Below are 24,098 nucleotides of genomic sequence, written 5' to 3' on the forward strand. Positions count from 1 at the left end.
CGGCGGGCGTGATCCGGTGGAACGGTGCAGACGACCAGAGCGCCACTCCTCCCCGAACCCGCCCGTCGCTTCGCCGCCTGGTGCGTCGTCCTGCTGCTCGCCGCGGGGGTCGCCGCCGTCGGCATCTGGCTCTGCGTCGTCTTCAAGACCGCCGTCACCCCCGTCCTCCTCGCGATCCTCGGCACCGCACTCCTCGGACCGCTCTACCGCCGGCTCCAGCGCATGAAGGTCAAGAAGTCGCTGGCCGCCGCGCTCACCGTCGTCGCCGTCGTCGCGGTCGTCGGCGGAGCCACGTACATCGTCGTCCTCGCGCTCATCGAGACCGGCGACCAGATCATCTCCTCGCTGCGGCAGGCCGCCGCCGACATCGCCGAACACTTCGGCGCCGCCGGCACCTCACTCGACGACCTCGCCAAGAACGCCAAGACCCTCCTGGAGAAGTTCGGAGGCACCGCCGCCTCCGGAGTCATCAGCGGCATCAGCGTCGTCGGCGAGATGCTCGCCACCGCCGTCCTCGCCCTCCTCCTCATCTTCTTCTTCCTCAAGGACTCCGACCGGGCCGCCGGCGCCCTCCGCACCCTCGCCCCCCGCGCCACCGGCGACCTCCTCGAAGCCATGGCCCGCCGGGCCTTCGAGGCCGTCGAGGGCTTCATGCGCGGCACCACCTTCGTCGCCCTCGTCGACGCCGTCCTCATCGGCATCGGCCTCGTCGTCCTCGACGTCCCCGGCGCCGTCGGACTCGCCGCGCTCGTCTTCGTCACCGCCTACATCCCGTACCTCGGCGCCTTCCTCTCCGGGGCCGTCGCCGTCCTCGTCGCCCTCGCCGACCGCGGCTTCGCCATCGCCCTCTGGGTGCTCGGCATCGTCCTCGCCGTCCAGGTCCTGGAAGGCAACGTCCTCCAGCCCCTCGTCCAGAGCAAGACCGTCCAGATGCACCCCGCCGCCGTCATGCTCGCCATCACCGCCGGCGCCTCCGTCGCCGGCATCCTCGGCATGCTCCTCGCCGTCCCCCTCACCGCCGCCGCCACCGGCGTCCTCGGCGAACTCCGCGCCCGATACGGCGCTCCACACGAACCGGAGGACAGCGCCTAGGCCGCCGCCATCCCGCCCGGCTCGAACGAGGCCAAGAGCTGTTCCAGGGCCGCCTGGTCCGGGCCGACGAACGGGTCGGAGTCCGGGGCCACCGCGATCGTCTCCAGCATCCGGTCGGTCATCCGCACCGCCGGCGGCAGATGCGTGCACAGCACGATCTCCGGATTCATCTCCCGCAGCGGCGCGATCGTCGCCCGGTACTTCTCCGCGTCCACCAGATGCACCCACGGGCTGTCGAGCGTCGCCCACAGCAGCTGCGCCCGCCGCAGGTCCTCCGGCTTCAGGTCGCTCGCGTGCCCGCTCTCCGCGATCTCCCGGGTCGGCATCGGGCCGCCGAAGCAGTCGGAGCTGAAGCAGATCCGCGTCCGGTCGTCGTAGAAGCCGACGGTCGCCGGATTGTCGAACAGCGGCGGACGGAAGGCGTGCAGCGAACGGTCGCCGACGTCGAGCGACTGACCCGGGTTGAGGAAGTACACCCGGTCCATCGGCAGCGCCCGCTCGGTCGTCATGATCCCGAAGCCGACGAACGTCGTCACCACGCGCGCGTGCGGCGCCGCTTCGAGCAGGTCGAAGATGCCGCCCGTGTGGTCCCGGTCCGGGTGCGTCAGCCAGATCCAGCGCACGTCCGCCGGATCCATCACCCCGCCGAGCGCCGCGACGAAGTCACGGTCCTCGACCGAGAGACCCGTGTCGACGACGACCGGCTCCGCCGCGGTCAGCACGTACGCGTTCACCGGGATGTGCCCGATGCCCGGCACTTCGAGACTGTCGGCCAGCACCGTGGTGTCACTGCCGACCTTGTGGGTGTCCATGGCGCACTCCGTGGTCCCCCCGGCGGCCGTACCCTTCCAGTCTGCGACGCCCCCGCGCGGGGCGCGCGGCGAACGGGCCCCGTCCCGGTGGGGAGGGGCGGCCCCGGCCTGACGGGGAGGACCGGCCTGGGACAGGCCTCAGCCGCAGCAGCCGTTCTCCGACGGCGGCTCGTTCAGCTCGAACCAGATCGACTTGCCGTCGCCGCGCGGATCGACGCCCCAGGCGTGCGCCAGCATCTCCATGAGGACCAGACCGCGCCCGCTCGACGCCATCTCGCCCGGATGGCGCTTGTGCGGCAGCTCGTCGCTGGTGTCGGAGACCTCGACCCGCAGCCGGCGGGACTTCTCGGTGCAGGCGACCTCGGCGACCAGCAGCGCGTCGCCGTCGGTGTGGACCAGGACGTTCGTGACCATCTCCGAGACCATCAGGACCGCCGAGTCGAGCTGGTCCTCGTCCGCCCAGTCGTGCAGCAGCTGCCGCAGCTGCTCGCGCGCCTCCGCGATCCGCTCCGGCTCCGCCTGCGCGATCGTCATCAGGGTGCGGCGCGGGGCCTCCACCAGCGGGCCCGCGGGCCTGCGGGACAGCAACAGGACGGCGATGTCGTCCTCGCGGCGGTCGGCGAGCGGGCCCGTCGTGTGGTGCGAGCCGGGCCCGTGCACGGCCTCCACGAGGGTGTCGGCGAGCTGCTCCAGGTCCTCGCCGTCGTGGGACTCCAGGATCGCCCTGACCCGGTCCCAGCCGCTGTCCAGGTCGTGCCCGCCGGTCTCCAGGAGCCCGTCGGTGCAGATCATCAGCGTCTCGCCGGGGTCCAGGGTGAGCCGGGTCGTCGGATAGTCGGTGTCGGGGTCGATGCCCAGCGGCAGACCGCCGGCCGTCGGCCTCAGCAGAACCGTTCCGTCAACCATCCGTACCGCCGGGTCCGGATGGCCCGCCCGCGCGATGTCCACCGTCCCCGTCTCCAGGTCGACCTCCAGGTACAGGCAGGTCGCGAACCGGGGGCCGCCGTTCTCCACGCCGTCGTCCCCGTCCGTGATCCCGTACAGGAACCGCGAGGCCCGCGACAGGACCGCGTCCGGCCGGTGCCCCTCGGAGGCGTACGCGCGCAGGGCGATCCGCAACTGCCCCATCAGCCCCGCCGCCCGCACGTCGTGCCCCTGCACGTCGCCGATGACCAGGGCGATCCGCCCGGCGCCCCGCCCGCCCGTGCGGGACGTGCCGCCGGGCAGCCGGATCACGTCGTACCAGTCGCCGCCGACCTGCAGCCCGCCGCCCGTCGGCACATACCGCGCGGCCACCTGGATGCCCGGGATCCCCGGCCCCAGGACCGGCATCATCGTCCGCTGCAGGCCCAGCGACAGCTCCCGCTCCGACTCCGCCACGCCCGCGCGTGCGAGGGCCTGCGCCAGCATCCGCGCCACCGTCGTCAGCACCGAACGCTCGTCCGGCGTGAACGCCACCGGATGCTTGAACGCCGCCATCCAGGCGCCCATCGTCCGCCCCGCCACCACCAGCGGCACGAACGCCCACGAACGGCGCCCGAAGCGCTGCGCCAGCGGCCACGTCATCGGGAAGCGGCGCAGATACTCGTCCGGCGACGGCAGATAGATCGCCCGGCCCGTCCGTACGACCTCCGCCGCCGGATAGTCCGTGCCCACCGACATCGACGTGAACGGCCCCTCGTCGCCCTCGCTGTGCCCGTGGTGCCCGATGACCGTCAGCCGGTCGCCCGCCACACCGAAGACCGCGAGCCCGTCCGGCGAGAACCCCGGCATCGACAGCGAGGCCGCCACCCGCAGCACCTCGGCCGTCGACCGCGCCTCCGCCAGCGCCCGCCCCGCGTCGAGCAGGAACGCCTCGCGGGACCGTCGCCAGTCACCCGTGATCGGCGTCCGCGCCGCCGTGCCCGGCAGCTGCTCGGCGACCTCCTGGAGCGTGCCGACCAGCTGGTAGTCGTTCCCCTCGATCAGCGGCTTCGACCTGCTCCGGACGGTACGGATCACCCGCCCGTGCTCGTCCATGATCCGCAGCCGCGCCTCGGCGAGCGTGCCCTCCGCGACGGCGAGGTTCACCACCCCGTCGATCTCGTTCCAGTCGACCGGATGAAAACGCGACCGCACCGCCGCCTCGGTCAGCCGTACGGGTTCCGCGGGCAGCCCGAGCAGCCGGGCGGCCTCGCCGTCGAGGGAGACGATCCCGGACGCGTTGTCCCAGCGCCACAGGCCGGTCGCGATAGCGGCCAGGACGTCCTCGGTGCGCATTGCCCCACTTTATGAATATCGGACATCAAGTCGCCACCGAGAGTATTCGAAATCCGATCTCGGCCCGGCCGGTACCCTGGGTGGGTCTGCCCTCGTGTTCTGTGACGTCCGTGACGTCCATGACACAGGCCACAGGGCGGCGGCCCATCACCCACGATCCCGAAGACTGGATGAACGACGATGCATCGGTACAGGTCCCACACCTGCGGCGAGCTCCGCGCCTCTGACGTCGGCACCGACGTCCGGCTGAGCGGCTGGCTGCACAATCGGCGCGACCTGGGCGGCATCCTCTTCATCGATCTGCGCGACCACTACGGCATCACGCAGCTCGTCGCCCGCCCCGGCACCGCCGCCGCCGAGGTCCTCGACAAGCTCACCAAGGAGACCGTCGTCCGCGTCGACGGCAAGGTCGTCTCCCGTGGCGCCGAGAACGTCAACCCCGAGCTCGCCACCGGCGAGATCGAGATCGAGGCCGCCGAGGTCGAGGTCCTGGGCTCCGCCAAGCAGGTCCCCTTCACCATCAACACCGACGACGGTGTGAACGAGGAGCGGCGCCTCGAGTACCGCTTCCTCGACCTCCGCCGCGAGCGCATGCACCGCAACATCATGCTGCGCTCCGCCGTCATCGCCTCCATCCGCTCCAAGATGGTGGCCCTCGGCTTCAACGAGATGGCGACCCCGATCCTCGCCGCGACCTCCCCCGAGGGCGCCCGCGACTTCGTCGTCCCCTCCCGCCTCAACCCGGGTAAGTTCTACGCGCTCCCGCAGGCGCCCCAGCAGTTCAAGCAGCTGCTGATGATCTCCGGCTTCGACCGGTACTTCCAGATCGCGCCCTGCTTCCGCGACGAGGACGCCCGCGCCGACCGCTCGCCGGGCGAGTTCTACCAGCTCGACGTCGAGATGTCGTTCGTCGAGCAGGAGGACGTCTTCCAGCCCATCGAGAAGCTCATGACCGAGCTCTTCGAGGAGTTCGGCGGCGGCCGCCACGTCACCTCCCCCTTCCCGCGGATCCCGTTCCGCGAGTCGATGCTCAAGTACGGCAACGACAAGCCCGACCTCCGCACCGACCTCGAACTCGTCGACATCTCCGACGTCTTCGAGGCGTCCGAGTTCAAGGCCTTCGCCGGCAAGCACGTCCGCGCGCTCGCCGTCCCGAACACCGGCGACCAGCCCCGCAAGTTCTTCGACGGCCTCGGCGACTTCGCCGTCTCCCTCGGCGCCAAGGGCCTCGCCTGGGTCCGCGTCGGCGAGGACAACGCCCTCACCGGCCCGATCGCCAAGTTCCTCACCGAGGAGAACGTCAAGGTCCTCACCGAGCGCCTCGGCCTCGTCCCGGGCCACGCGATCTTCTTCGGCGCGGGCGAGTTCGACGAGGTATCCAAGATCATGGGCCCGGTCCGGGTCGAGGCCGCCAAGCGCGCCGGCCAGTTCGAGGAGAACGTCTTCCGCTTCGCCTGGATCGTCGACTTCCCGATGTACGAGCGGGACGAGGAGACCGGCAAGATCGACTTCTCGCACAACCCGTTCTCCATGCCCCAGGGCGGCCTCGAAGCCCTGGAGACCCAGGACCCGCTGGACGTCCTCGGCTGGCAGTACGACATCGTCTGCAACGGCATCGAGCTCTCCTCCGGCGCCATCCGGAACCACGAGCCCGAGATCATGTTCAAGGCCTTCGAGATCGCCGGCTACACCCGCGAGACCGTCGAGACCGAGTTCGCCGGCATGCTCCGCGCCTTCGAGTACGGCGCCCCCCCGCACGGCGGCATCGCCCCCGGCGTCGACCGCATCGTCATGCTCCTCGCCGACGAGCCCAACATCCGCGAGATCATCGCCTTCCCCCTCAACGGCAACGGCCAGGACCTCCTCATGGGCGCCCCCACCGAGCTCGACGAGACCCGCCTCCGCGAACTCAACATCCAGCTCCGCAAGCCCGTCGAAAAGAAGACCATCGACATCACCGACGCCGTCCACCCCGACGCCGCCCGGTAGCCACTCGCCTTGAGCGACACAGGGCCCGGAACCCCCAGGGGTTCCGGGCCCTTCGCGTTCCCCGCGACCGCGTCAGGCCGCGGCAAGATAAGGGCGTATCCGGGTCAAGCAGGACGCGGATGCCGCGAAACCCAGGTGTGCCCCTGCCCCCTCGACGGAGATCGTGAGGCCGGCGTCATCCGCGCCACGACTCAAAGCAACCGTCGCGTGGCGGGCACTGGAATCCCAACCGGCGATCCTGAGTCCCTCCACCCCGGTGAACTTCACGTAGAACTCAACCGTGTTGTACTCCTTGGCTGCCCATGCAGCGGGCGGGTTCGACGGCATGGCGGACGTCTCGAACCCCAACGTCACCGACGTTCTTCCCTCGTCGACCTGCACGTAAAAAAGCTCGCACGCCTCACCGCCCAGGCTCGGAGGCGTCGCGTAGATATCGGTGATCTTCTCGGCCGATTCGACGACCGACGTCCATTCAGAGGCGTCCATAAAAGCTCTTCTCCTCTGTTTCCGGGATGGTCGCGTAGCGCATGCCGTCGATCCTTCGAGAGAACAGATGGCGACCGCCGTCACCGCCGTCGGCCGAGGCCCTGAACGCGCTCACATGCCCCACCACTACGGAATCACTGCTGGTGAATCCGAGGTTCACCCCGGCCCCTGCCACCCGCACCCGCATCCTCCGCTTCTCCTCCTGGAGTTCCACGGTGCAGGCGGCACTGCGCACGGGCGGTTCCCACTCCAACAGCGAGAGATCCTCCACGGCCAGGAACTGCAGGTGGCACTGGACCGTGTCCACCCCGAACTCCTCCCATTCCGGAGAAACCGACACGGGAAACGAGGAAAGGTCCACGCGCAGAGTGACCGTCGGCCCCCTCCAGTCCACATTCAGAGAACGTAGCCGAAAGGTGTTCAGAGGCGGATTTACTCCGTACAGGCCCACGAGGACCTCGGAATTCACCAAGGTCAGACTATCGGTCATAGTAGTAATGCTCCTCCGTGCCCGGTATCTGACCGTTGCGGGTGTCCTCCCGGCAGAAGATCGGCTAGTGGTTTTCACGCTGGCCGTCGTGTTCGTAGCGGACGGACCCCGCGCCCGTGATGCGCGGGCGCATGCTGTCATGCGGGCGTTCACACGAGCAACGAACGGGTGGCCGACTGTCAGGTCGGTCTGTCGGGGTTTTTCGGGGTGGGTAGGGGGTGGCTGTCACACATGCCGGGGCGGCTCCGTCAGTGGGGTGTCCGGCTCGGTCGAGGCGGATATGGAGCAGGTTGAGGGAGCCGAAGAGATGGTCGCCGAGATGTCCACCACCGCCGTAGTCGTCACTGCTGTCGCCGCGTTCATGGCGGGGTTCTCGGGGGCGTCGATCTTCTTCAGGGCGAAGTTCGTGGTCGAGCCGCTGGCGGAGTACGGGGTGCCGCGGGCGTGGTGGAACTGGCTGGGGGCGGCGAAGGCGGCGGGGGCGGTCGGGCTGGTCGTCGGGTTGTGGGTGCCGGTGATCGGTGCGCTGGCGGCGATCGGGCTCGTGCTGTACTTCACCGGTGCCGTGATCACGGTGCTCCGGGCGAAGGCGTACGGGCACGCCGCCTTCCCGCTGATCTACATGGCGCCGGCCGCCGCGGCCCTGGTGCTGACCTGGTGACCCGGGAGGAAGACGAGAAGGCCGCCGCCCCGAGCACCGGGGCGGCGGCCTTCGCCGTACAGCAGAGGGATGTCAGTCCTTCTTGGGGTCTTCCAGGCGGGGGAAGAGGATGGCGCCCTTGGTGACGGTGGCGCCGGCGGGGAGCTGGCCCCAGGTGGCGGAGGACTGGACCGGCTGGGAGGCCAGGGTGCCGAGGGTGGGCTCGGCGCCGAGGGACTCCCAGAGGGACTGGGAGGTCTCCGGCATGATCGGGTTGAGGAGGACGGCGACGGCGCGGAGGGACTCGGCGGCCGTGTAGAGGATGGTCGCCAGGCGGGCCCGGCCCTCCTCCGACTCGTCCTTCGCGACCTTCCACGGCTCCTGCTCCGTGATGTAGCCGTTGACCTGCTTCACGAAGTCGAAGATCGCCAGGATGCCGCCCTGGAAGTCCAGCTCCTCGCCGATCTTGGCGTCGGCGGTCGCGACGGCCTTCGCCAGGCCCTCGTGGATCGCCTTCTCCGCGTCGCCGTCGGCCGTCGACGCCGGCAGCTCGCCGCCGAAGTACTTGCCGACCATCGCCGCCACGCGGGAGGCGAGGTTGCCGTAGTCGTTGGCCAGCTCGGACGTGTAGCGGGCGGAGAAGTCCTCCCACGAGAACGAGCCGTCGCTGCCGAAGGCGATGGCGCGCAGGAAGTACCAGCGGTACGCGTCCACGCCGAAGTGCGAGGTCAGGTCCTGCGGCTTGATGCCGGTCAGGTTCGACTTCGACATCTTCTCGCCGCCGACCATCAGCCAGCCGTTCGCCGCGACCCGGCCGGGGACCGGCAGGCCCTGCGCCATCAGCATCGCCGGCCAGATCACCGCGTGGAAGCGCAGGATGTCCTTGCCGACCAGGTGCACGTTCGCCGGGAACGTCTCCTCGAACTTCGCCGGGTTCTCGTTGTAGCCGACGGCCGTGGCGTAGTTCAGGAGCGCGTCGACCCACACGTAGATCACGTGCTTGTCGTCCCACGGGATCGGGATGCCCCAGTCGAACGTCGAGCGCGAGATGGAGAGGTCCTGCAGGCCCTGCTTGACGAAGTTCACGACCTCGTTGCGGGCCGACTCCGGCTGGATGAAGCCCGGGTTCGCCTCGTAGAACTCCAGCAGCTTCGGGCCGTACTCGCTCAGCTTGAAGAAGTAGTTCTCCTCCTTGAGGATCTCCACCGGCTTCTTGTGGATCGGGCACAGCTTCGTGCCGTCCTCGGCCTCGATGAGATCGCCCGGGAGCTTGTACTCCTCACAGCCCACGCAGTACGGGCCCTCGTAGCCGCCCTTGTAGATCTCGTCCTTGTCGTACAGGTCCTGCACGAACTCCTGGACGCGGTCCGTGTGACGCTTCTGCGTGGTGCGGATGAAGTCGTCGTTCGCGATGTTCAGGTGCTCCCAGAGGGGCTTCCAGGCCTCCTCGACGAGCTTGTCGCACCAGGCCTGGGGCGTGACGTTGTTCGCCTCGGCCGTGCGCATGATCTTCTGACCGTGCTCGTCCGTGCCGGTGAGGTACCACACCTTCTCGCCGCGCTGACGGTGCCAGCGCGTGAGCACGTCGCCTGCGACGGTCGTGTAGGCGTGGCCCAGGTGAGGAGCGTCGTTGACGTAGTAGATGGGGGTCGTGACGTAGAACGCCTTCGCCCCCTGCTTCTCGGATCCAGTGGCCGCCATGGCCGAAATCCTAACGGCCCGGGGATGCTCCCCTCACATCGATAACGCGCGGTGAGACGCGGCGGGGGTGGTGACCACGATCGTCACCACCCCCGCCGTCGCGCGTCCGCGCCGTCCGCCCGTGTCGCTAGAACTCCAGGCCGGTGAGCAGACCGCGGTAGAACGCGCCGTGCGGCGTCTCGACCGGGGCCGGGCCCGCGAAGTGCACGGCGGTACGGGGAGTGCCGTCGAGCTTCCTCAGGTAGTCGAAGGCCTTGTTGTCCTCCTCGCCCCACACCACGAAACGCCACGCCAGCGGGCGGTCCGCCGCCTCCGCCAGCGCCTGCGTCGCCGCCGTCTTCACGTCCGGCGCGCCGTCCGTCTGGAACACCACCAGCGCCGGGCGCGCCGGGTCCGCCTTCTCGTGGTGGGCCAGCACCTCCTCGACCGCGCGGTGGTAGTTCGTACGGCCCAGGCGGCCGAGCGTGCCGTTGACCTCCTCGACGCGGGTGGGCGTCAGGTCGGCCGGAGTCAGGTCCACGGTGCCGTCGACGTCCGTCGAGAAGAACACCGTCGTCACGGTCGCGTCCTCGTCCAGGTGCGCCGCCAGCGCGACGGTCTGCTCCGCCAGGCGCTGCACGGAGCCGTCCTTGAAGTACCCGCGCATCGAGCCCGAGCGGTCCACCACCAGGTACACCGCCGCGCGCGCCCCCGTCAGCCCCTCCTTCTTCAGGGCCGCCCCCGCCGCCTTGTACGCCTCCGCCAGGTGCGGCGCCACCGCCCGCACCTTCGCCGCGCTGACGGCCGGCCCCCGCGGGGCGTCGCCCTCCTGCGGCTCGTCGCTCCCCTGCGGCTCCGCCGCGGGTTCCGCCTCCGGGGCGTCGGCGGTGACGACCTCAACGGCGGGCTCCGCCGCCGGCGCCTGCGCCTCAGCGGCGGGCTCCGCGTGCGCGGCCTCTGCCGCGGGCGTCTCGGCGGGGGCGTCCGTGGCGGACGCCTCCGGCTCCGCGGCCTCCGCCGCGATCGGCGCCGCGACCGCCTCCGGCGCAGCCTCAGCGACCGGCTCGGCCGCAACCTCGGCCACGGCCTCCGGCGCAACGTCAGCGACCGGCTCAACGGCCACCTCAGCAACCGCCTCCGGCGTCACCTCGGCAACCGCCTCCGGCGCAGCCTCAGCAACCGGCTCAACCGCCACCTCAGCGACCGGCTCGGCCGCAACCTCGGCAACCGGCTCAACCGCCACCTCAGCAACCGGCTCAACCGCCACCTCAGCGACCGGCTCAACCGCCACCTCGGCAGCCGCCTCCGGCGCAACCTCAGCAGCCGCCTCAACCGCCACCTCAGTAACCGCCTCCGGCGTCACCTCGGCAACCGGCTCGACCGCAACCTCAGCAGCAGCCGCGTCCGTCGGCTCCGGCGTCGCGACCGGGCCCCGGGCCTTGGGGATCTGGGGGTTGTCGAAGGCTTCGGCGACGAGTTCGTCGGCTTTGCGGCGGGCGGCGGCTTCGGGGGTGTCGGGGGTGGGGGTCTCACGCGTTTGGGGAGGGACGGAGGTTGCCGGGGATTCCTCGCGGTCCCGGCCGAACACCTTGCGCAGCATGCTCCGAATACCCATGGGCGAACCCTTTCGCATGAGATGGGGTGCGGTGTGAATGTCCGTACTGGGCGTTTCGGGACGATCATCCCTGGCCAGGGCGGACACGTAAGGTTAGCGGCCAGTCCTGGGCTCCTCGGTGACCCGGTCGGACGCGGTTGCCGTGCATTCATTCGGCGTTCATGCGGCGGCCGTCCGGGTGAAGAGGTGCACACATAGCGTCGCGGCCGAAGGAATCCCGACAGCTTGTCGGCGCGGTATGCGCCGGAGGAGGACGAAGTGCGCAAACTGCTGCCGCTGCTGAGCATGAACGGCCATGGGGGTGGCCGTTCCGCCCTCACGTGCAAGTACCGGTGTGGGGACGCCTGTTTCCACGAGGTGCCGAACACGAGTGGGAACGAGTACGTCGGCGACGTCATAGCCGGGGTGTTCTCGCGGCGGTCGGCGCTGCGGGCGGCGGCCGTGGTGACGGTGGCGTCGGCCGCGGGCGGCGCGGTCGTGCTGGGCAACGCGCCGGAGGCCAGTGCCCGTACGGGGAAGGGCGAGCGTCCGGGCGGGGCGCGCGGTCTGCGCTTCGCGCCGGTGGCGCCGAACACGGCGGACCAGGTGACGGTCCCCGAGGGCTACGCGCAGAACGTGGTCATCCGCTGGGGCGAACCGATCCTGCGGGGCGCGCCGGCGTTCGACTCGGAGAAGCAGACGGCGAAGGCGCAGGCGGGCCAGTTCGGCTACAACAACGACTTCCTGTCGCTGCTGCCGCTGCGCGGCGAGCACGGCCGTCAGGTGCTCGTGGCGAACCACGAGTACACCGACGAGGTGCTGATGTTCCGCGGCTACGACGCCGCGAACCCGACCCGCGAGCAGGTGGAGATCGCCTGGGCCGCGCACGGTCTGTCGGTGGTGGTGGTCCAGGAGGAGTACCGGAGCGGGAAGCTGACGCCGGTCACGCGTCATCAGCTCAACCGGCGGCTGCACACGACGAGCGAGTTCGAGGTCACCGGTCCGGCGGCGGGCAGCGCCCTGCTGAGGACCTCGGCCGACCCGACGGGCCGCAAGGTCCTCGGGACGCTGAACAACTGCGCCGGCGGCACGACCCCGTGGGGTACGACGCTGCACGGCGAGGAGAACTTCAACCAGTACTTCGCGAACGGCAGCTCGGCGACCGACAAGCGCTACGGCGTCGGCACGGGGGCGACCGAGCGCAAGTGGGAGCGGTTCGACAAGCGCTTCGACCTGAAGCAGGAGCCGAACGAGGTCCATCGCTTCGGCTGGGTCGTCGAGCTCGACCCGTACGACCCGGAGTCGACGCCCCGCAAGCGCACCGCGCTCGGCCGCTTCAAGCACGAGGCCGCGCAGCCGCGTCTGACCGAGGACGGCCGTCCGGTCGTCTACATGGGTGACGACGAGCGCTTCGACTACTTCTACAAGTTCGTGTCGAGCAAGCGGATGAAGAAGGGCGGCTCGCGGTCGGCCCGCGAGCACAACCTGACGCTCCTCGACGAGGGCACCCTGTACGTCGCCAAGCTCACCGGCGACTCGCCGGGCGAGGTCGACGGCACGGGCAAGCTCCCGAACGACGGCGAGTTCGACGGTTCCGGCGTGTGGATCCCGCTGGCCACCGGCGACGTCTCGCACGTGCCCGGCATGACCGCCGAGGAGGTGTACGTCTTCACGCGCCTCGCCGGTGACAAGGTCGGCGCCACGAAGATGGACCGCCCGGAGGACGTCGAGCCGTCGCCGCGCAGCGGCCGTGTCTACGTCGCGCTGACGAACAACTCGAACCGCGGCAAGGCCGGTTACGCCCCCGCGGACGAGGCCAACCCGCGCAACTCCAACAAGCACGGGCAGATCCTGGAGCTCGCCGAGCACTGGGACGACCCGTCGAGCGACGGCTTCGCCTGGCGCCTCTTCCTGGTGGCCGGCGACCCGAACGACCCGGCCACCTACTTCGCGGGCTTCCCGAAGGAGAAGGTGTCGCCGATCTCGTGCCCGGACAACGTGGCCTTCGACCCGCACGGCAACCTGTGGATCTCCACGGACGGCAACCAGCTCGGTTCGCACGACGGTCTCTTCGGTGTCGCGACCCGCGGCGAGCGGCGCGGTGAGCTGAAGCAGTTCCTGACGGTCCCGCGCGGTGCCGAGACCTGTGGCCCGATCGTCCAGGACCGCCGTGTCGTGGTCGCCGTGCAGCATCCGGGCGAGATCGACGGCGCGTCGGTCGAGGCGCCGGCGTCGGTGTGGCCGGACGGGCCGGGGAAGATCGTCCGCCCGGCGGTGGTGTCGGTGTGGCGCAAGGACGGCGGTGACATCGGCGTCTGACCGCCGGTAGTAGCCGCTAGTGGCCGCTAGTGGCCGCTAGTGGCCGGTAGTGGCCGGTAGTAGCCGGTAGTGGTGGGTCGTGGGGGTGGGGTGGGTCCGGGGGGCTCAGCTCACCCCCAAGCCGTCTCTGAAGCGGGTGAACTGCTCTTCCGGGTCGCCGGTGTAGGCCCAGGGGACCCAGGCGGCGCGGGGGCCGAGGAGGGTGAGGAGTTCGCGGGCGATGTCGACCTGGCCGGCGTAGCAGGCGGCGTGGGCGAGGAAGTTGAGGTCGGCGACCTCTTCGGGGGCGACGGGGCGGTGGGGGTCGCGGCCGCCGATCCAGCGGGCGTGGGTGCGCCGGAGTTCGGTGACGGCGAGTTCGTGCTTCCAGTGCTGGTCGAAGCCGCGGACGGGGCCGCGGCCGAGGGCGCCGTCGGCGATGTAGCGGTACTCCTCGACGCGGGCGACCTGGACGAGGACGGGGAGCGGGGAGCCGGGCGGGGCGACGCCGGCGGCGTCGCGGGCGAAGTCGTACATGCTGCCGTGGGTGCCGTGCCAGCGCGCTGACCAGTAGCGGAGTACCTGGATGTGGCCCTCGGTGTTGTAGGGGTCGCGGCGGCGGAGTTCGTCGAACCAGTGGCGGAGTTCGCGCCGGGGCACGCCGCCTTCGTAGAGGCGGGCGACGGAGAGCAGCGAGACCCAGGGCATCGGGTCGGCGGGGGCGGCTTCGGCGGCGCCGCGGCAGGCGTCGACGGCGGTGTCGATGCGGCCGCGTTCGAGGGCGGCGCCGCGGCCGGCGGCGATGGCGGCGTCGAAGACGCGGACGACTTCGGTGGCGGCGCGGAGGACGGCGGCGTCGGGGTTGTGCGGTTCGGCGGCGCGCCAGGTCTCGACGGTGGAGCTGCCGGCGGCGGCGTGGGAGAGGAGCCGGAGGCGGTGGGTGCGGCGGGCCCAATCGGTTCCGGTGGCGGCGAGGAGGTCGCGTACGCCCTGCCAGCGGCCGATGACGATGTCGTGGCGGGCTTCGGTGAGGGCGCGGTCGCCGAAGTCCGGGTCGAAGTCGGGCGCGAAGCGCTCCGCTCGGGCCGGGCGCGCGGAGCGGCGGCGTACGGCCATCGGGGGCCTCCTTCGGGTTCGGCTGCCGTCAGAAGTCGCTGGGGGTGTCGCCAGAGAGGAGTGGCGTGGTGGGGGCGGGGGTTCAGAAGTCGGTGGCGTAGCTCTTCTCGCGGTCGCCGGTGCGGGCGCGGGGGGTGGCGGGTCCGGAGTCCTGGCTGGCGGCGAGGGCGCGGACGGCGTCGAGGCGGGCGGGGCGGTAGTAGTCGCTGCCCTTGCGCCAGTAGACGACGAGCGGGATCACACCGAGGAGGAGGCCGCCGAGGCCGATGGTGAGGGCGGTGGTGGAGAGTTCGCCGAGTGATTCGACGAAGGCCCACAGCATGAATCCGGAGCCGAGCAGGGGCCAGAGTCCGCCGAGGACGAAGTTGCCGACGGAGCGCAGCAGGAGGGATTTGTAGGCGACGACGGCGGCGATGCCGGCGAGGCCGTAGTAGAAGGCGATCTGGAGGCCGATGGCGGCGACGGCGTCGCTGAGGATGCGCTGGACGGAGCCGGCGGCCGCGGCGCCGGCGAAGAGGAGGAGGGCGGCGCCGCCGACGGTGGCGATGGCGACCCAGGGGGTGTTCCAGCGGCGGTGTACGGCTCCGAGGGCGGCCGGCAGGGTGCGGTCGCGGCCCATGGCGAAGAGGGAGCGGGTGACCTGGAGGAGGGTGGTCTCCAGGGTGGCGACGGTGGACAGGAGGACGGCGACGACGAGGAGTTTGCCGCCGACGCCGGGCCAGATCTCCTGGCCGAGGACGGCGAGGACGTTGGGTCCCGCGGTGCGGATCTCCTCGGCGGTGAGGAGGACGTTGACGGCGACGGTGAAGGCCTCGAAGAGGACGAAGACGAAGCCGACGCCGACGAGAGCGGCGAGTCCGGCGGTGCGGCGGCTGTCGCGGGTCTCCTCGCTGAGGTTGCTGGTGACGTCCCAGCCCCAGTAGTAGAAGGCGGCGATGAGGGCGCCGGCGGCGAAGCCCTGGGGGCCGTCGAAGCGGTCGAGGCTGAACCAGGACCAGTCGAAGGCGGTGGCCCGGCCGCGGTGGGCGACGGCGGCGAGGACGAAGCCGATGAGGATCAGCATCTCGACGCCGGACATGACGAGTTGGGCGCGGACGGTGAGGCGGGCGCCGCCGAGGACGACGAGCAGCATCATCAGGAACCAGCCGGCGCCGACGGCGGCCGCGAGCGGGGTGTTCGACGCGAGGTCGGGGTCGATCAGGGAGAGCGTGAGGGAGCCGGCGGGGAGTGAGCCGGCCACCATGAAGACGGTGGCGGCGAAGACGAGGGCCCAGCCGGAGAGGAAGCCGAGGAAGGGGTGGAGGGTGCGGCCCACCCAGGAGTAGCCGGCGCCGGCGTTGACGTCGATGCGGCCGAGGCGGGCGTAGGCGAGGACGATGCCGAGCATCGGTATCGCGCAGAAGAGGAGGGCGGCGGGGCCGGCGTAGCCGACGGCGCCGAAGAGGACGGCGGTGGTCGCGGCGAGCGAGTACGCGGGGGCGCTGCCGGCGACGGCCATGACGATGGTGTCGAAGGTGCCGAGGACGTTGGGCTGGAGCCCTCTGCTCGTGGTGGTGCGCATGGCGGGTCCTCGGGACGGGGAGGTGTCAGGCGGGGTGGTGCGGGGGCGGTGCCGGGGGCAGGGCGAAGTGGCCCGTGCGCCGGGCCGGTTGCCGACGGCGGTGGGCGCGGATCACGGTGAATCGAGCGCATCGTAGTCGCCCCGGTGCCTTCCGGTAACGGCGGTGGGGAAGGTTCCGTTCCGTGACCGCCGGTAAGTCCGCCGGTACGCCCCCTTGGCGAGGTTTACCGCAGGTCGGGACTGGCGATGGCGCGGGCCGCGCGGACCTCCTGGCGGAGCGGTTCGAGGACTCCGGTCTCGTCGCCGAGGAGTGCGGAGCGGACTTCGACGAGGGTGTCGGACGCCCGTAGCCCGTCGGCGAGTTCGCGCAGTTCGCGGGTGACGGCGGTGACTTCGGCGGGGTCGGGGGGCGGGGCGCCGTGGCTGACGCGGATGCGGGCGGCGGTGGTGGCGTCGACGATCCGTTCGACGGCGACGACGAGCGGCCACCAGGCGGCGGCCCGGGCGCCGGTGGGCGGCGGTTCGGTGAGGGCGCGCTGGAACTCGGAGCGGACGGTCGACAGGTCCCGGTAGAGCTTGCGGCGGGCGCGGTGGCGGTCGGCCTGGTCGGTGCGGGTGGCGTCGGTGCGGGCGGCGTCGCCGCCGAAGGCGGTCTCCACGTAGGCGGCGGTGTCGGCGACGGCGTCGGCGAGCCGGTCGCCGATCCGGGTGTGCCAGGACTCGGGCCACAGGAGGTAGCCGGCGACGAGGGCGATGCCGCAGCCGATGAGGGAGTCGTAGAGCCGGGGCATGACGAGGTCGAAGCCCTGGTGGTTGAGGGTGTCGGAGAGCAGCAGGATGACCGGGGTGATGGCCGCGGTCTGGAAGGCGTACCCCTTCGCGGAGAAGGCGGGGATGAGGGCGGCGAGGACGATCATCACGGGCACGTCCCACCAGCCGCGGGGGACTTCGGAGAGGACGAAGGCGGCCAGGACGAGTCCGGCGGCGGTGCCGGCGGCGCGGAGCACGGCGCGGGAGAAGACCGAGCCGAAGTCGGGCTTCAGGACGAAGGTGACGGTGAGCGCGACCCAGTAGGAGCGGGGTACGGCGATCAGCGAGACGAGGGCCTGGGCGAGGCCGATGCAGAGCGCGAGCCGCAGGCCGTACCGCCAGGACGCCTCGGAGAGCAGGACGGCGCGGGTGGCGCGGCGGGCCCTGACCCGCAGGGCGGCGGGGCGGCCGAGCCGGTCGTCGACGTTGTACGGGTCCGGGTCGGCCTTGTGGACGACGGCGGCCGCGTGCCGCAGGGCGTGGTCCACGGCCTTCTCGGCGGGCCGTTCGGGCGCGGGCAGGTCGAGGGCGGGGGCTCCGGTGCGGCCTTCCTCGACGGCGTCGGCGAGTTCCCGTACGGCGGCGGGGACGGCGGCGGGCAGCGGTCCGACGAGCCGGGCGCGGAGGTGTGCGGCGGGCGCGGCTTCGAGGAGCGGGATGAGCACGTTGAGCTGTGACAGCAGTCTGACGAGGTTGGGCGCGCGGCCGTGCTGCCGGGTGCGGCGGGCGAGCACCAGGTCGTAGGACTGGTTGAGGGAGGCGGTGACGGCCTGCCTCTTCTCGTCGTACGCGGGCGTCCCCGTGGCCTCGTACAGCTCGGCGAGGGACCGGTAGGTGGCGGCGACGGCGGCGCGTTCGGGCGCGGCGCGGCGCAGCGGCCAGCCGAGCAGGGTGAGGAGGAGGACGAAGAGGCCGCCGAGGGTGAGGAGCAGCGGCGCCTTCCACCACGGTCCCGGCATCGGAAGGCCCGCCCCGACCACACAGTTGAGCAGCAGCAACAGCCCCGACACGGAGGCCACCGCCCCGATCGACGAGATCATCCCCGACACCAGCGCCACGAGCGTCAGCGCGGCCACGGCCACCCACCCGTGCCCGAACACGAGGGTGCCCAGGGTGACGCCGAGCGCCCCGAACAGCTGCGGCACCGCGATGTTGAAGATCCTCATCCGGTACGCGTCGGCGGTGTCCCCGATGACCCCCGACAGCGCCCCCATCGACACCAGCGCCCCGTACGCCGGCTCCCCCACCGCGAGCCCCACCGCCAGCGGCGCCGACAGCGCCACGGAGGCGCGCAGCACGGCGGCCCAGGGGATCGGCGTCGGAGCGGGCTTCAGCCCTGCGGTGAGCCAGGCGGGCGGGGCGAGCCGTACGGGACGGGTGGGGCGTGCCATGCGACCAAAAGTACTGTTCCCCGGCGGTATGCCCGTCGTGTGGTGTCAGTTGCGGTAGGACTCGACCTCGGAGGCGGGGCGGAGGGTGGCGGTGTCGGGGTCCTCGCCGAATTCGGACTTGGCGCGGCGTTGGCGGAGCAGGTCCCAGCATTGGTCGAGGCGTACTTCGAGGTCGGCGAGGCGGGCGCGTTCCTCCGGGGGGAGGCCGTCGGTGCCGGCGCGGCTGCGGAGGGCGCGCTCTTCCTCGACGAGGGCGCCGATGTCGTCAAGGATCTCCTCGTTGTCCATGCCTTCCAGCGTGGCGGATCAGCGCGCGGCCCGCAGGTCGAGATCGGTGAGGACGGCGCGGTGGTCGGAGCCGGCGAGGGCGGGGAAGCGGATGTCGCGGACGGTGAAGGCGGCGCTGACCAGGACGTGGTCGATCTGTACGAACGGCGGGAGGGGGGCGTCCGCGGGCCAGGTGGGGGTGCGGCTCGCGTCGGCCGTCCGGGCCGCGTCGCGGAGCCGGCCGCGGTCGAGGACGGCGCGGAAGGCGGCGTGGTCCTGGGAGGCGTTGAAGTCGCCGGCGACGAGGGACGGGCCCGTCTGGTGGGCGGCGGTGTCGGCGATGCGGCCGAGTTCCCGTTTCCACCGGGGCACCTGGTGGGCGAGCGGCGGTTCGGGGTGGGCGAGCTGGAGGCGTACGGGCACTCCGGCGATGTCGGCGGTGGCGCCGGGCATGCCCAGGGTGGCGGGGATCGTCCGCCGGTCGCGCAGCGGGTAGGCGCTGAGCAGCAGGGAGCCGGCGGATCCGGCGGCGTCCACGGTGGCGCGGTGGGGGAGCTCGGCGGCGAAGGCCGTGGTCAGGGTGTGGACGCAGGCGGGGTCGCATTCGGCGACGAACACGATCCGGGGGTGTTCGCGGCGGACGAGCTCGGTCAACGCGCGCGTGCCCCGGCCGAATTCCACGTTGGCGGACATGACTCTGAGTCGGGCGAGCGACGGACCCTGGGCGTCGGACGTCGGCGGTGTGTAGGGCAGGGAGGCCCAGGCGGTGGCGGCGAGGACGACGGCGGCGGCGAGGCAGAGGGCGCGGTGGCGGGCGGCGACGCCGAGCAGGACGGCGAGCGCGGCGGGGATGGCGAACCAGGGGAGGACGGCGAGGAGCTGGGGGACGGGCGTGACGGCGTCCGTGTCGAGGAGCCGGCAGCCGGTGACCACGGCGGGCGGGGCCGCGAGCAGCCCTCCGGCCCAGGCGGCGAGGCGGCGCCTGGGCCGGAGGGGCGGCGGCTCGGTGGGCCCGCCCGCCGTGGTCGTCACGTCTCGTCAGTGCCGCAGGGCCTGGGCGATCTCGGCCGTCGTGTCGCCGGTGAGGGTCCGATTGCTGCGGGCGGTACCGGACTTGGATTTTCCGGGCTCGACGCCGTCGATGTTCATCACGACGGAGTCGAGCAGGTTTCCGCCGCCGTCACGGAAGTTGACCATGATCGTGTAGTCGGCGTTCTTGTCCTTGGGGTTGGTCGCGGTGATCTCCGCGACCGTGCGGTCCCCGTCGGTGCTCGTCGGGCCTGCCTTGACGTCGCCGCCGGCGTTGACCCCGTCCTTGACCTCGTTCATCTTCTCCTCGGCGGCCGAGGCGACGGCCGCGGTGGCCGAGGAGATGACGTCACCGGCGGCGTCCTTGGCGGCGTCGCAGCCGGTGAGGGCGAGGGCGGTGGTCGCGGCGAGCGCGAGGGCGAGTCCCGTGGTGCGTCTCTGCACGGTCATGGGCGGGCCCTCTCAGTACTTCTCGCGGCCGTACGCGTCGTCCGTGGCCAGCGCCCAGATCACGAAGATCGAGATGGCCATGGAGAACAGCGCCCACCACGGCTGGTACGGCAGGAAGAGGAACTGGAAGAGGACGTTGAGCGAGGCCAGCGAGATGCCGGCGACCCGGCCCCACTCGGCGCCCTTGAGGATGCCGTAGCCGGCGACGGCGATGATGACGCCGAGGATCAGGTGGATCCAGCCCCAGGTGGTCAGGTTGAACTTGAAGACGTAGTCGCCGACGCGGGCGTAGACGTCGTCCTCGGCGATCCCTGCGATGCCCTGGAAGACGTCCATGAAGCCGGTGACCAGCATGAGGACGCCGGCGAAGAGGGTGCCGCCGGCGGCCCAGGCTCCGGCGGTGCTCGGCTGGGTACGCGGCGGGCGGGGTGCGGTGTTCTGGCTCATGGCCCCATCGTGGGAGCGTTCGTACGATTCCGAACTTTCAGTTGAGCCGAACGAGTGAGCGGAGGAACGCGTCGAGCGCCGCGTCGAACTCCTCGGGACGCTCCAGGTTCGGCAGGTGCGCCGCCCCCTCGACGACCACGAGCGTGGAGTCCGGCAGCAGCGCGTGCATCTCCTCCGCGTCGCTGACCGGCGTGTACGTGTCGTCCCGGCCCACCACGACCAGCGCGGGCACGTCCGCCCCCGCCAGCGTCTCCCGGTAGTCCGGACGTTCCGCCCGTCCGCGCAGGGCGGCGGCCGCCGCGACCGGGTCGGTGCCGCACATCATCCGGTGCACGTGCGGCGCCGCGTGCGTGTTGTACGGGGCGACCATCCGGTCCAGTACCTCGTCGGCGTACCCCCGCATGCCCTCCCGCAGGAGCCGGTCGGCCATGTCGTTCCTGGCCCTCTTGCCCTCCTCGGTCTCGGCGGCGGGGAAGGTGTCGGCGAGCACGAGCCCCCGCACGCGCTCGGGGTGCCGCCGGTACAGCTCCATGGCGATCTGGCCGCCCATCGAGAGGCCGGCCACCACGCACCGCTCGACGCCCAGTTCGTCGAGCAGGTCGACCAGGTCCTCGGCGAAGTCCGCCAGGCCCGTGGAGTCCGTCGTGGCGCCCAGCGGGGTGTCCCCGTACCCCCGGAGGTCCGGGGCGATCACGCGGTGGGTGCGGGAGAAACGGTCGATCTGCGGCTGCCACATGGTGTGGTCGAACGGGTGGCCGTGGACGAGGAGGAGGGCGGGGCCGGTGCCCCGGTCCTCGTAGAAGACGCGGGTGGCGAGGGTTTCGGCGATGGGCATGACCGCAGGCTAGGCAGGCCCCTTGACTCGGTGCAATAAAATCTTTGCTCTCGGTGCAATGGGGGCAGGGCCTCGGGGTCCGGCGGGAGGAGAGTGTGGTGGAGGAGTACCGGCGGATCGCCGACCGGGTCGAGGCGGCGGTGCGCGAGGGCCGGCTGAGGGCCGGCGACCGGTTGCCGCCGCAGCGGGTCTTCGCGCGGCGGCACGGGATCGCGAACTCGACGGCGATCAGGGTGTACGGGGAGCTGGCGCGCAGGGGCCTGGTCGTCGGGGAGGTCGGACGGGGGACGTTCGTCCGCGCCGCGCCGCCGCTGCCCGGGGCCGCGCTCGCCGAGGCCACCGGAGCCGCGCCCGTCGACCTCCAGCTCAACTACCCCGTCGCGGAACGGCAGTCGGAGCTGATGGCCCGGGCGCTCGCCGCCCTCGCCCGGCCCGACGTCCTCGCCGATGCCGTGTCGGGGCCGGCCGCCGCGACCGGCACCCCCGAGGCCCGGGAGGCGGCCGCCGCCGTGCTCGCGCGGCCCGGCTGGGCGCCGGACCCCGACCGGGTGCTCTTCGCGGGCAACGGCCGGCAGGCCATCGCCGCCGCGCTCTCCGCCCTCGTGCCGCCCGGCGGCCGACTGGGCGTCGAGGCCCTCACGTACCCGCTGGTCAAGGCGGTCGCCGAGCGGCTCGGCATCCGGCTGGTGCCGCTCGCCCTCGACGAGGAGGGCGTACGGCCCGAGGCGCTCGCGGCGGCTCACCGGGCCGCGCCGCTCGCCGCCGTGTACCTCCAGCCGACCCTGCACAATCCGCTCTCCGTCACGGCGGGCGAAGGACGGCGGGCCGAACTGGCCGAACTGCTCAGGGGCCTGGACCTGGCCGCCGTCGAGGACACCACCTGGGCCTTCCTCCACCCGGACGCGCCCGCCCCGCTCGCCGCGCACGCGCCCGAACGGGTCCTGCTCGTCGACAGCCTCTCCAAGCGGCTCGCCCCGGGCCTCACCTGCGGCTACCTCGTCGTCCCCAACCGGCTGAGGGACACCGTGGCGGACTCGCTGCGCTCCGGCGCCTGGACGGCCGGCGGGCTCGCGCTCGCCGCCGCCACCCGCTGGGCCTCCGACGGCACGATCACCGAGGCCGTCGGCGCCAAGCGCGCCGAGACCCGGGCCCGGCACGCCCTCGTCCTCGAACGCCTCGGCGGCCACGCCCTCCGCACCTCCCCGCACGCCTACTACTGCTGGTGGGAACTCCCCGCGCCCTGGCGGGCCGAGACCTTCACGGCCGCGGCCGCCGCACGCGCGGGCGTGGCCGTCACCCCGGGCAGCGCCTTCGCCGTCGGCCCCGGCACCGCCCCCGACGCCATCCGCGTCGGCCTCGCGTCGCCGCCCCGCGCGGTCCTCGGCGACGCGCTGATGCGCCTGGCGGCGCTGGCGGCGTCGACGGCACCGGAGGCCGAGCGGGGCTGAGGCCGCGGGGGCCTGAGGCCGAGCGGGCCTGAGGCCGCGGGGGCCGAACGCGAGGTGCCCCGCCCGGGGAAGGGCGGGGCACCGGTCTGCGGCAGCCGGACGGTGGGCAGGGATCAGGCGGCGATCCCGCGGCGGCCGGACGGGGGGCCAGGGATCAGGCGGCGATCCCGCGGCGGCGGAACAGGGCCAGGGCGACACCGGCGGCGCCCGCGCCGGCCAGGGCGGCGCCGCCCGCGAAGGCGAGGGTGTGGTCGGCGGCGACCGGCTCGGGGCCGGCGGCGACGGCGCCCTGGGGGACGACGGCGGTCTGGGCGGCGGCGCCGGTGCCCGTCTGGGCCGCGTGCTGGGCGGCGGGCGTGGCGGTGGAGCCCTTCTTGGTGCCGGTGGTGGTGCCGGTGCCGGTGCCGGAGTCCTTGGCCGGGGTCTCCTTCGCGGGGGTGAGGCAGTCCTTCGGGACGGCCGGGAAGCGCACGCCGTCCCACGGGATCGGGCCGCCGTGGACGCGCATCTGGAGCATCGGGAGCTCGGGGGCCGGGTCGAGCAGGCCCTTGATGCGGGCGCCGCCGTAGAGGGCGGTGTCGTGGGTGCGGTCGAGGACCGCGACCAGCTTGCCGTCGTCGTCGAGGAGCTTGCCGACCGGGCCCTTGGGGCTGTTCGAGAGGGCGAGCTGAATGCCCTGGAAGGGCGAGGAGGAGTAGCGGGTGACCGTGCAGCCCTTGCGGACGTCGCTGTAGTCGCCGCCGGTCAGCGGGTTGAGCCAGGACTTGACGGTGCCGTCGGCCTCCAGGACGACGAAGACGGAGCCGAACTGGTCGCCCGCGCCGCCGCCGTTCGCCTTCAGGCGGCCCGTGAGCTTGCCCTGCGGGGAGTAGAGGTCGGCGAGGTAGACGCCGGGGGCCTTGCGGTAGAGCTCGGCGTGACCGCCGTCGGCGAGCGGGCGGCGGCCGAGGCTGGTGCCGGCCGGGACCTCAGGGCCCTGCTCGCCGAGCTGTCCGTCCTGCGAACCGCCGGTCTTCGGGGCGCCGGTGGCGGGGGCGCCGGTGGCCGGGGTGCCGGTGGCGGCGGGAGTGGCCGGGGTGGCCGGGGTCGCCGGGGTGAGGGCAGCAGCCGTGGTGGACGCCGGGGCCGGGGTGCCGGTCGGGGCGGGGGTCGCGGCGAAGGCGCCGGCGGTCGGGGCGAGGACGGCACCGGCGAGGGCGGCGGTGACGATGGCGGTGCGGAGGGCGGTGCGCATGACGACTCCTGGAAGGCAGGTGTGGAAGAAGGAGAGCCGCATGCCGTCTTCTCGTCCGGGTGAGGCCGTTGGAGGTGTTCGGCTGGCTGCGAGAACAAAGTTACGGATCTTGTGCGACGGAAGCTTCGTCGTTGTGTCACGGGCGCGTGACAGGGGTCTCATCCCCTCCT

The 24,098-nt window shown here is 72.1% G+C and carries 20 protein-coding genes; 5 read left to right on the forward strand and 15 right to left on the reverse strand.

Annotation, left to right across the window (positions count from 1 at the left end; genetic code table 11):
- Positions 1-24 precede the first annotated feature (24 nt).
- Entirely contained in the window at positions 25-1,092 is a 1,068-nt protein-coding gene (locus ACZ7G1_RS19275) for an AI-2E family transporter (protein WP_470874264.1), read from the forward strand.
- Here the strand turns inward: ACZ7G1_RS19275 and ACZ7G1_RS19280 are convergent.
- A complete protein-coding gene (locus ACZ7G1_RS19280) occupies positions 1,089-1,904 on the reverse strand; it encodes an MBL fold metallo-hydrolase (protein WP_470874266.1) in 816 nt (271 codons plus the stop codon). The two genes, ACZ7G1_RS19275 and ACZ7G1_RS19280, sit on opposite strands and share 4 nt — an antisense overlap.
- A gap of 138 nt (positions 1,905-2,042) precedes the next feature.
- Positions 2,043-4,163 (reverse strand): SpoIIE family protein phosphatase, encoded by a 2,121-nt coding sequence (locus tag ACZ7G1_RS19285; RefSeq protein ID WP_470874268.1) that lies wholly within the window; start codon positions 4,161-4,163, stop codon positions 2,043-2,045.
- Positions 4,164-4,343: 180 nt separating this feature from the next.
- Between ACZ7G1_RS19285 and aspS the strand changes: the two genes are divergently transcribed.
- Positions 4,344-6,152, forward strand: a complete 1,809-nt coding sequence (gene aspS / locus ACZ7G1_RS19290; protein WP_470874270.1) for an aspartate--tRNA ligase — start codon at positions 4,344-4,346, stop codon at positions 6,150-6,152.
- A 72-nt stretch (positions 6,153-6,224) separates the two neighbouring features.
- On the opposite strand, the gene ACZ7G1_RS19295 is transcribed toward aspS, so the two are convergent.
- Together ACZ7G1_RS19295 and ACZ7G1_RS19300 are read right to left on the reverse strand one after the other, a co-directional pair.
- Positions 6,225-6,638 (reverse strand): Imm50 family immunity protein, encoded by a 414-nt coding sequence (locus ACZ7G1_RS19295; RefSeq protein WP_470874272.1) that lies wholly within the window; start codon positions 6,636-6,638, stop codon positions 6,225-6,227.
- Positions 6,625-7,128 carry an Imm50 family immunity protein gene (locus ACZ7G1_RS19300; RefSeq protein ID WP_470874274.1) on the reverse strand — a complete coding sequence of 168 codons (504 nt, stop codon included), beginning with the start codon at positions 7,126-7,128 and terminating at the stop codon, positions 6,625-6,627. The genes ACZ7G1_RS19295 and ACZ7G1_RS19300 overlap by 14 nt, the downstream gene beginning before the upstream one ends.
- Before the next feature lie 319 nt (positions 7,129-7,447).
- Between ACZ7G1_RS19300 and ACZ7G1_RS19305 the strand changes: the two genes are divergently transcribed.
- Positions 7,448-7,789 (forward strand): DoxX family protein, encoded by a 342-nt coding sequence (locus ACZ7G1_RS19305; protein ID WP_470874404.1) that lies wholly within the window; start codon positions 7,448-7,450, stop codon positions 7,787-7,789.
- A 72-nt stretch (positions 7,790-7,861) separates the two neighbouring features.
- Here the strand turns inward: ACZ7G1_RS19305 and metG are convergent, their stop codons facing one another.
- Complete coding sequence (gene metG / locus ACZ7G1_RS19310) at positions 7,862-9,469, reverse strand: methionine--tRNA ligase (protein WP_470874276.1); 1,608 nt, start codon at positions 9,467-9,469, stop codon at positions 7,862-7,864.
- A 127-nt stretch (positions 9,470-9,596) separates the two neighbouring features.
- Entirely contained in the window at positions 9,597-11,048 is a 1,452-nt protein-coding gene (locus tag ACZ7G1_RS19315) for a VWA domain-containing protein (protein WP_470874278.1), read from the reverse strand.
- Between the two features lie 273 nt (positions 11,049-11,321).
- Between ACZ7G1_RS19315 and ACZ7G1_RS19320 the strand changes: the two genes are divergently transcribed.
- Entirely contained in the window at positions 11,322-13,361 is a 2,040-nt protein-coding gene (locus tag ACZ7G1_RS19320; RefSeq protein ID WP_470874280.1) for a PhoX family protein, read from the forward strand.
- Positions 13,362-13,466: 105 nt separating this feature from the next.
- On the opposite strand, the gene ACZ7G1_RS19325 is transcribed toward ACZ7G1_RS19320, so the two are convergent.
- The 8 genes from ACZ7G1_RS19325 to ACZ7G1_RS19360 all read right to left on the reverse strand — a co-directional run bounded on the left by ACZ7G1_RS19325 (position 13,467) and on the right by ACZ7G1_RS19360 (position 21,246).
- Positions 13,467-14,456 (reverse strand): hypothetical protein, encoded by a 990-nt coding sequence (locus ACZ7G1_RS19325; protein WP_470874281.1) that lies wholly within the window; start codon positions 14,454-14,456, stop codon positions 13,467-13,469.
- Positions 14,457-14,538: 82 nt separating this feature from the next.
- Positions 14,539-16,017, reverse strand: a complete 1,479-nt coding sequence (locus ACZ7G1_RS19330; RefSeq protein ID WP_470874282.1) for an APC family permease — start codon at positions 16,015-16,017, stop codon at positions 14,539-14,541.
- Between the two features lie 224 nt (positions 16,018-16,241).
- Complete coding sequence (locus ACZ7G1_RS19335) at positions 16,242-18,218, reverse strand: FUSC family protein (RefSeq protein WP_470874284.1); 1,977 nt, start codon at positions 18,216-18,218, stop codon at positions 16,242-16,244.
- 45 nt (positions 18,219-18,263) lie between these two features.
- Positions 18,264-18,506, reverse strand: a complete 243-nt coding sequence (locus ACZ7G1_RS19340; RefSeq protein ID WP_470874286.1) for a DUF2630 family protein — start codon at positions 18,504-18,506, stop codon at positions 18,264-18,266.
- Between the two features lie 18 nt (positions 18,507-18,524).
- On the reverse strand, positions 18,525-19,517 hold the full coding sequence (locus ACZ7G1_RS19345) for an endonuclease/exonuclease/phosphatase family protein (RefSeq protein WP_470874288.1): 993 nt from the start codon (positions 19,515-19,517) through the stop codon (positions 18,525-18,527).
- Between the two features lie 6 nt (positions 19,518-19,523).
- Complete coding sequence (locus ACZ7G1_RS19350) at positions 19,524-19,964, reverse strand: hypothetical protein (RefSeq protein ID WP_470874290.1); 441 nt, start codon at positions 19,962-19,964, stop codon at positions 19,524-19,526.
- A 12-nt stretch (positions 19,965-19,976) separates the two neighbouring features.
- Positions 19,977-20,411 (reverse strand): DUF7144 family membrane protein, encoded by a 435-nt coding sequence (locus tag ACZ7G1_RS19355; protein WP_470874292.1) that lies wholly within the window; start codon positions 20,409-20,411, stop codon positions 19,977-19,979.
- A 37-nt stretch (positions 20,412-20,448) separates the two neighbouring features.
- Positions 20,449-21,246, reverse strand: coding sequence for an alpha/beta fold hydrolase (locus ACZ7G1_RS19360; protein ID WP_470874294.1), 798 nt, complete (start codon positions 21,244-21,246; stop codon positions 20,449-20,451).
- 98 nt (positions 21,247-21,344) lie between these two features.
- Here ACZ7G1_RS19360 and ACZ7G1_RS19365 point away from each other — a divergent pair, with 98 nt between their 5' ends.
- Positions 21,345-22,694 carry an aminotransferase-like domain-containing protein gene (locus ACZ7G1_RS19365; RefSeq protein ID WP_470874296.1) on the forward strand — a complete coding sequence of 450 codons (1,350 nt, stop codon included), beginning with the start codon at positions 21,345-21,347 and terminating at the stop codon, positions 22,692-22,694.
- Positions 22,695-22,848: 154 nt separating this feature from the next.
- On the opposite strand, the gene ACZ7G1_RS19370 is transcribed toward ACZ7G1_RS19365, so the two are convergent.
- Positions 22,849-23,970 carry a hypothetical protein gene (locus ACZ7G1_RS19370; protein ID WP_470874298.1) on the reverse strand — a complete coding sequence of 374 codons (1,122 nt, stop codon included), beginning with the start codon at positions 23,968-23,970 and terminating at the stop codon, positions 22,849-22,851.
- Positions 23,971-24,098 lie beyond the last annotated feature (128 nt).

The organism is Streptomyces sp. NPDC037273 (genome assembly GCF_055603625.1).

Excerpts from the sequence above, each read along its gene's own strand:
- ACZ7G1_RS19285 (WP_470874268.1), bottom strand. The coding sequence starts at position 4,163 with ATGCGCACCGAGGACGTCCTGGCCGCTATCGCGACCGGCCTGTGGCGC.
- ACZ7G1_RS19305 (WP_470874404.1), top strand. The coding sequence starts at position 7,448 with ATGTCCACCACCGCCGTAGTCGTCACTGCTGTCGCCGCGTTCATGGCG.
- ACZ7G1_RS19335 (WP_470874284.1), bottom strand. The coding sequence starts at position 18,218 with ATGGCACGCCCCACCCGTCCCGTACGGCTCGCCCCGCCCGCCTGGCTC.
- ACZ7G1_RS19350 (WP_470874290.1), bottom strand. The coding sequence starts at position 19,964 with ATGACCGTGCAGAGACGCACCACGGGACTCGCCCTCGCGCTCGCCGCG.
- ACZ7G1_RS19330 (WP_470874282.1), bottom strand. The coding sequence starts at position 16,017 with ATGCGCACCACCACGAGCAGAGGGCTCCAGCCCAACGTCCTCGGCACC.
- ACZ7G1_RS19340 (WP_470874286.1), bottom strand. The coding sequence starts at position 18,506 with ATGGACAACGAGGAGATCCTTGACGACATCGGCGCCCTCGTCGAGGAA.
- ACZ7G1_RS19325 (WP_470874281.1), bottom strand. The coding sequence starts at position 14,456 with ATGGCCGTACGCCGCCGCTCCGCGCGCCCGGCCCGAGCGGAGCGCTTC.
- metG (WP_470874276.1), bottom strand. The coding sequence starts at position 9,469 with ATGGCGGCCACTGGATCCGAGAAGCAGGGGGCGAAGGCGTTCTACGTC.
- ACZ7G1_RS19315 (WP_470874278.1), bottom strand. The coding sequence starts at position 11,048 with ATGCTGCGCAAGGTGTTCGGCCGGGACCGCGAGGAATCCCCGGCAACC.
- ACZ7G1_RS19280 (WP_470874266.1), bottom strand. The coding sequence starts at position 1,904 with ATGGACACCCACAAGGTCGGCAGTGACACCACGGTGCTGGCCGACAGT.
- aspS (WP_470874270.1), top strand. The coding sequence starts at position 4,344 with ATGCATCGGTACAGGTCCCACACCTGCGGCGAGCTCCGCGCCTCTGAC.
- ACZ7G1_RS19370 (WP_470874298.1), bottom strand. The coding sequence starts at position 23,970 with ATGCGGCTCTCCTTCTTCCACACCTGCCTTCCAGGAGTCGTCATGCGC.
- ACZ7G1_RS19300 (WP_470874274.1), bottom strand. The coding sequence starts at position 7,128 with ATGACCGATAGTCTGACCTTGGTGAATTCCGAGGTCCTCGTGGGCCTG.
- ACZ7G1_RS19295 (WP_470874272.1), bottom strand. The coding sequence starts at position 6,638 with ATGGACGCCTCTGAATGGACGTCGGTCGTCGAATCGGCCGAGAAGATC.
- ACZ7G1_RS19360 (WP_470874294.1), bottom strand. The coding sequence starts at position 21,246 with ATGCCCATCGCCGAAACCCTCGCCACCCGCGTCTTCTACGAGGACCGG.
- ACZ7G1_RS19355 (WP_470874292.1), bottom strand. The coding sequence starts at position 20,411 with ATGAGCCAGAACACCGCACCCCGCCCGCCGCGTACCCAGCCGAGCACC.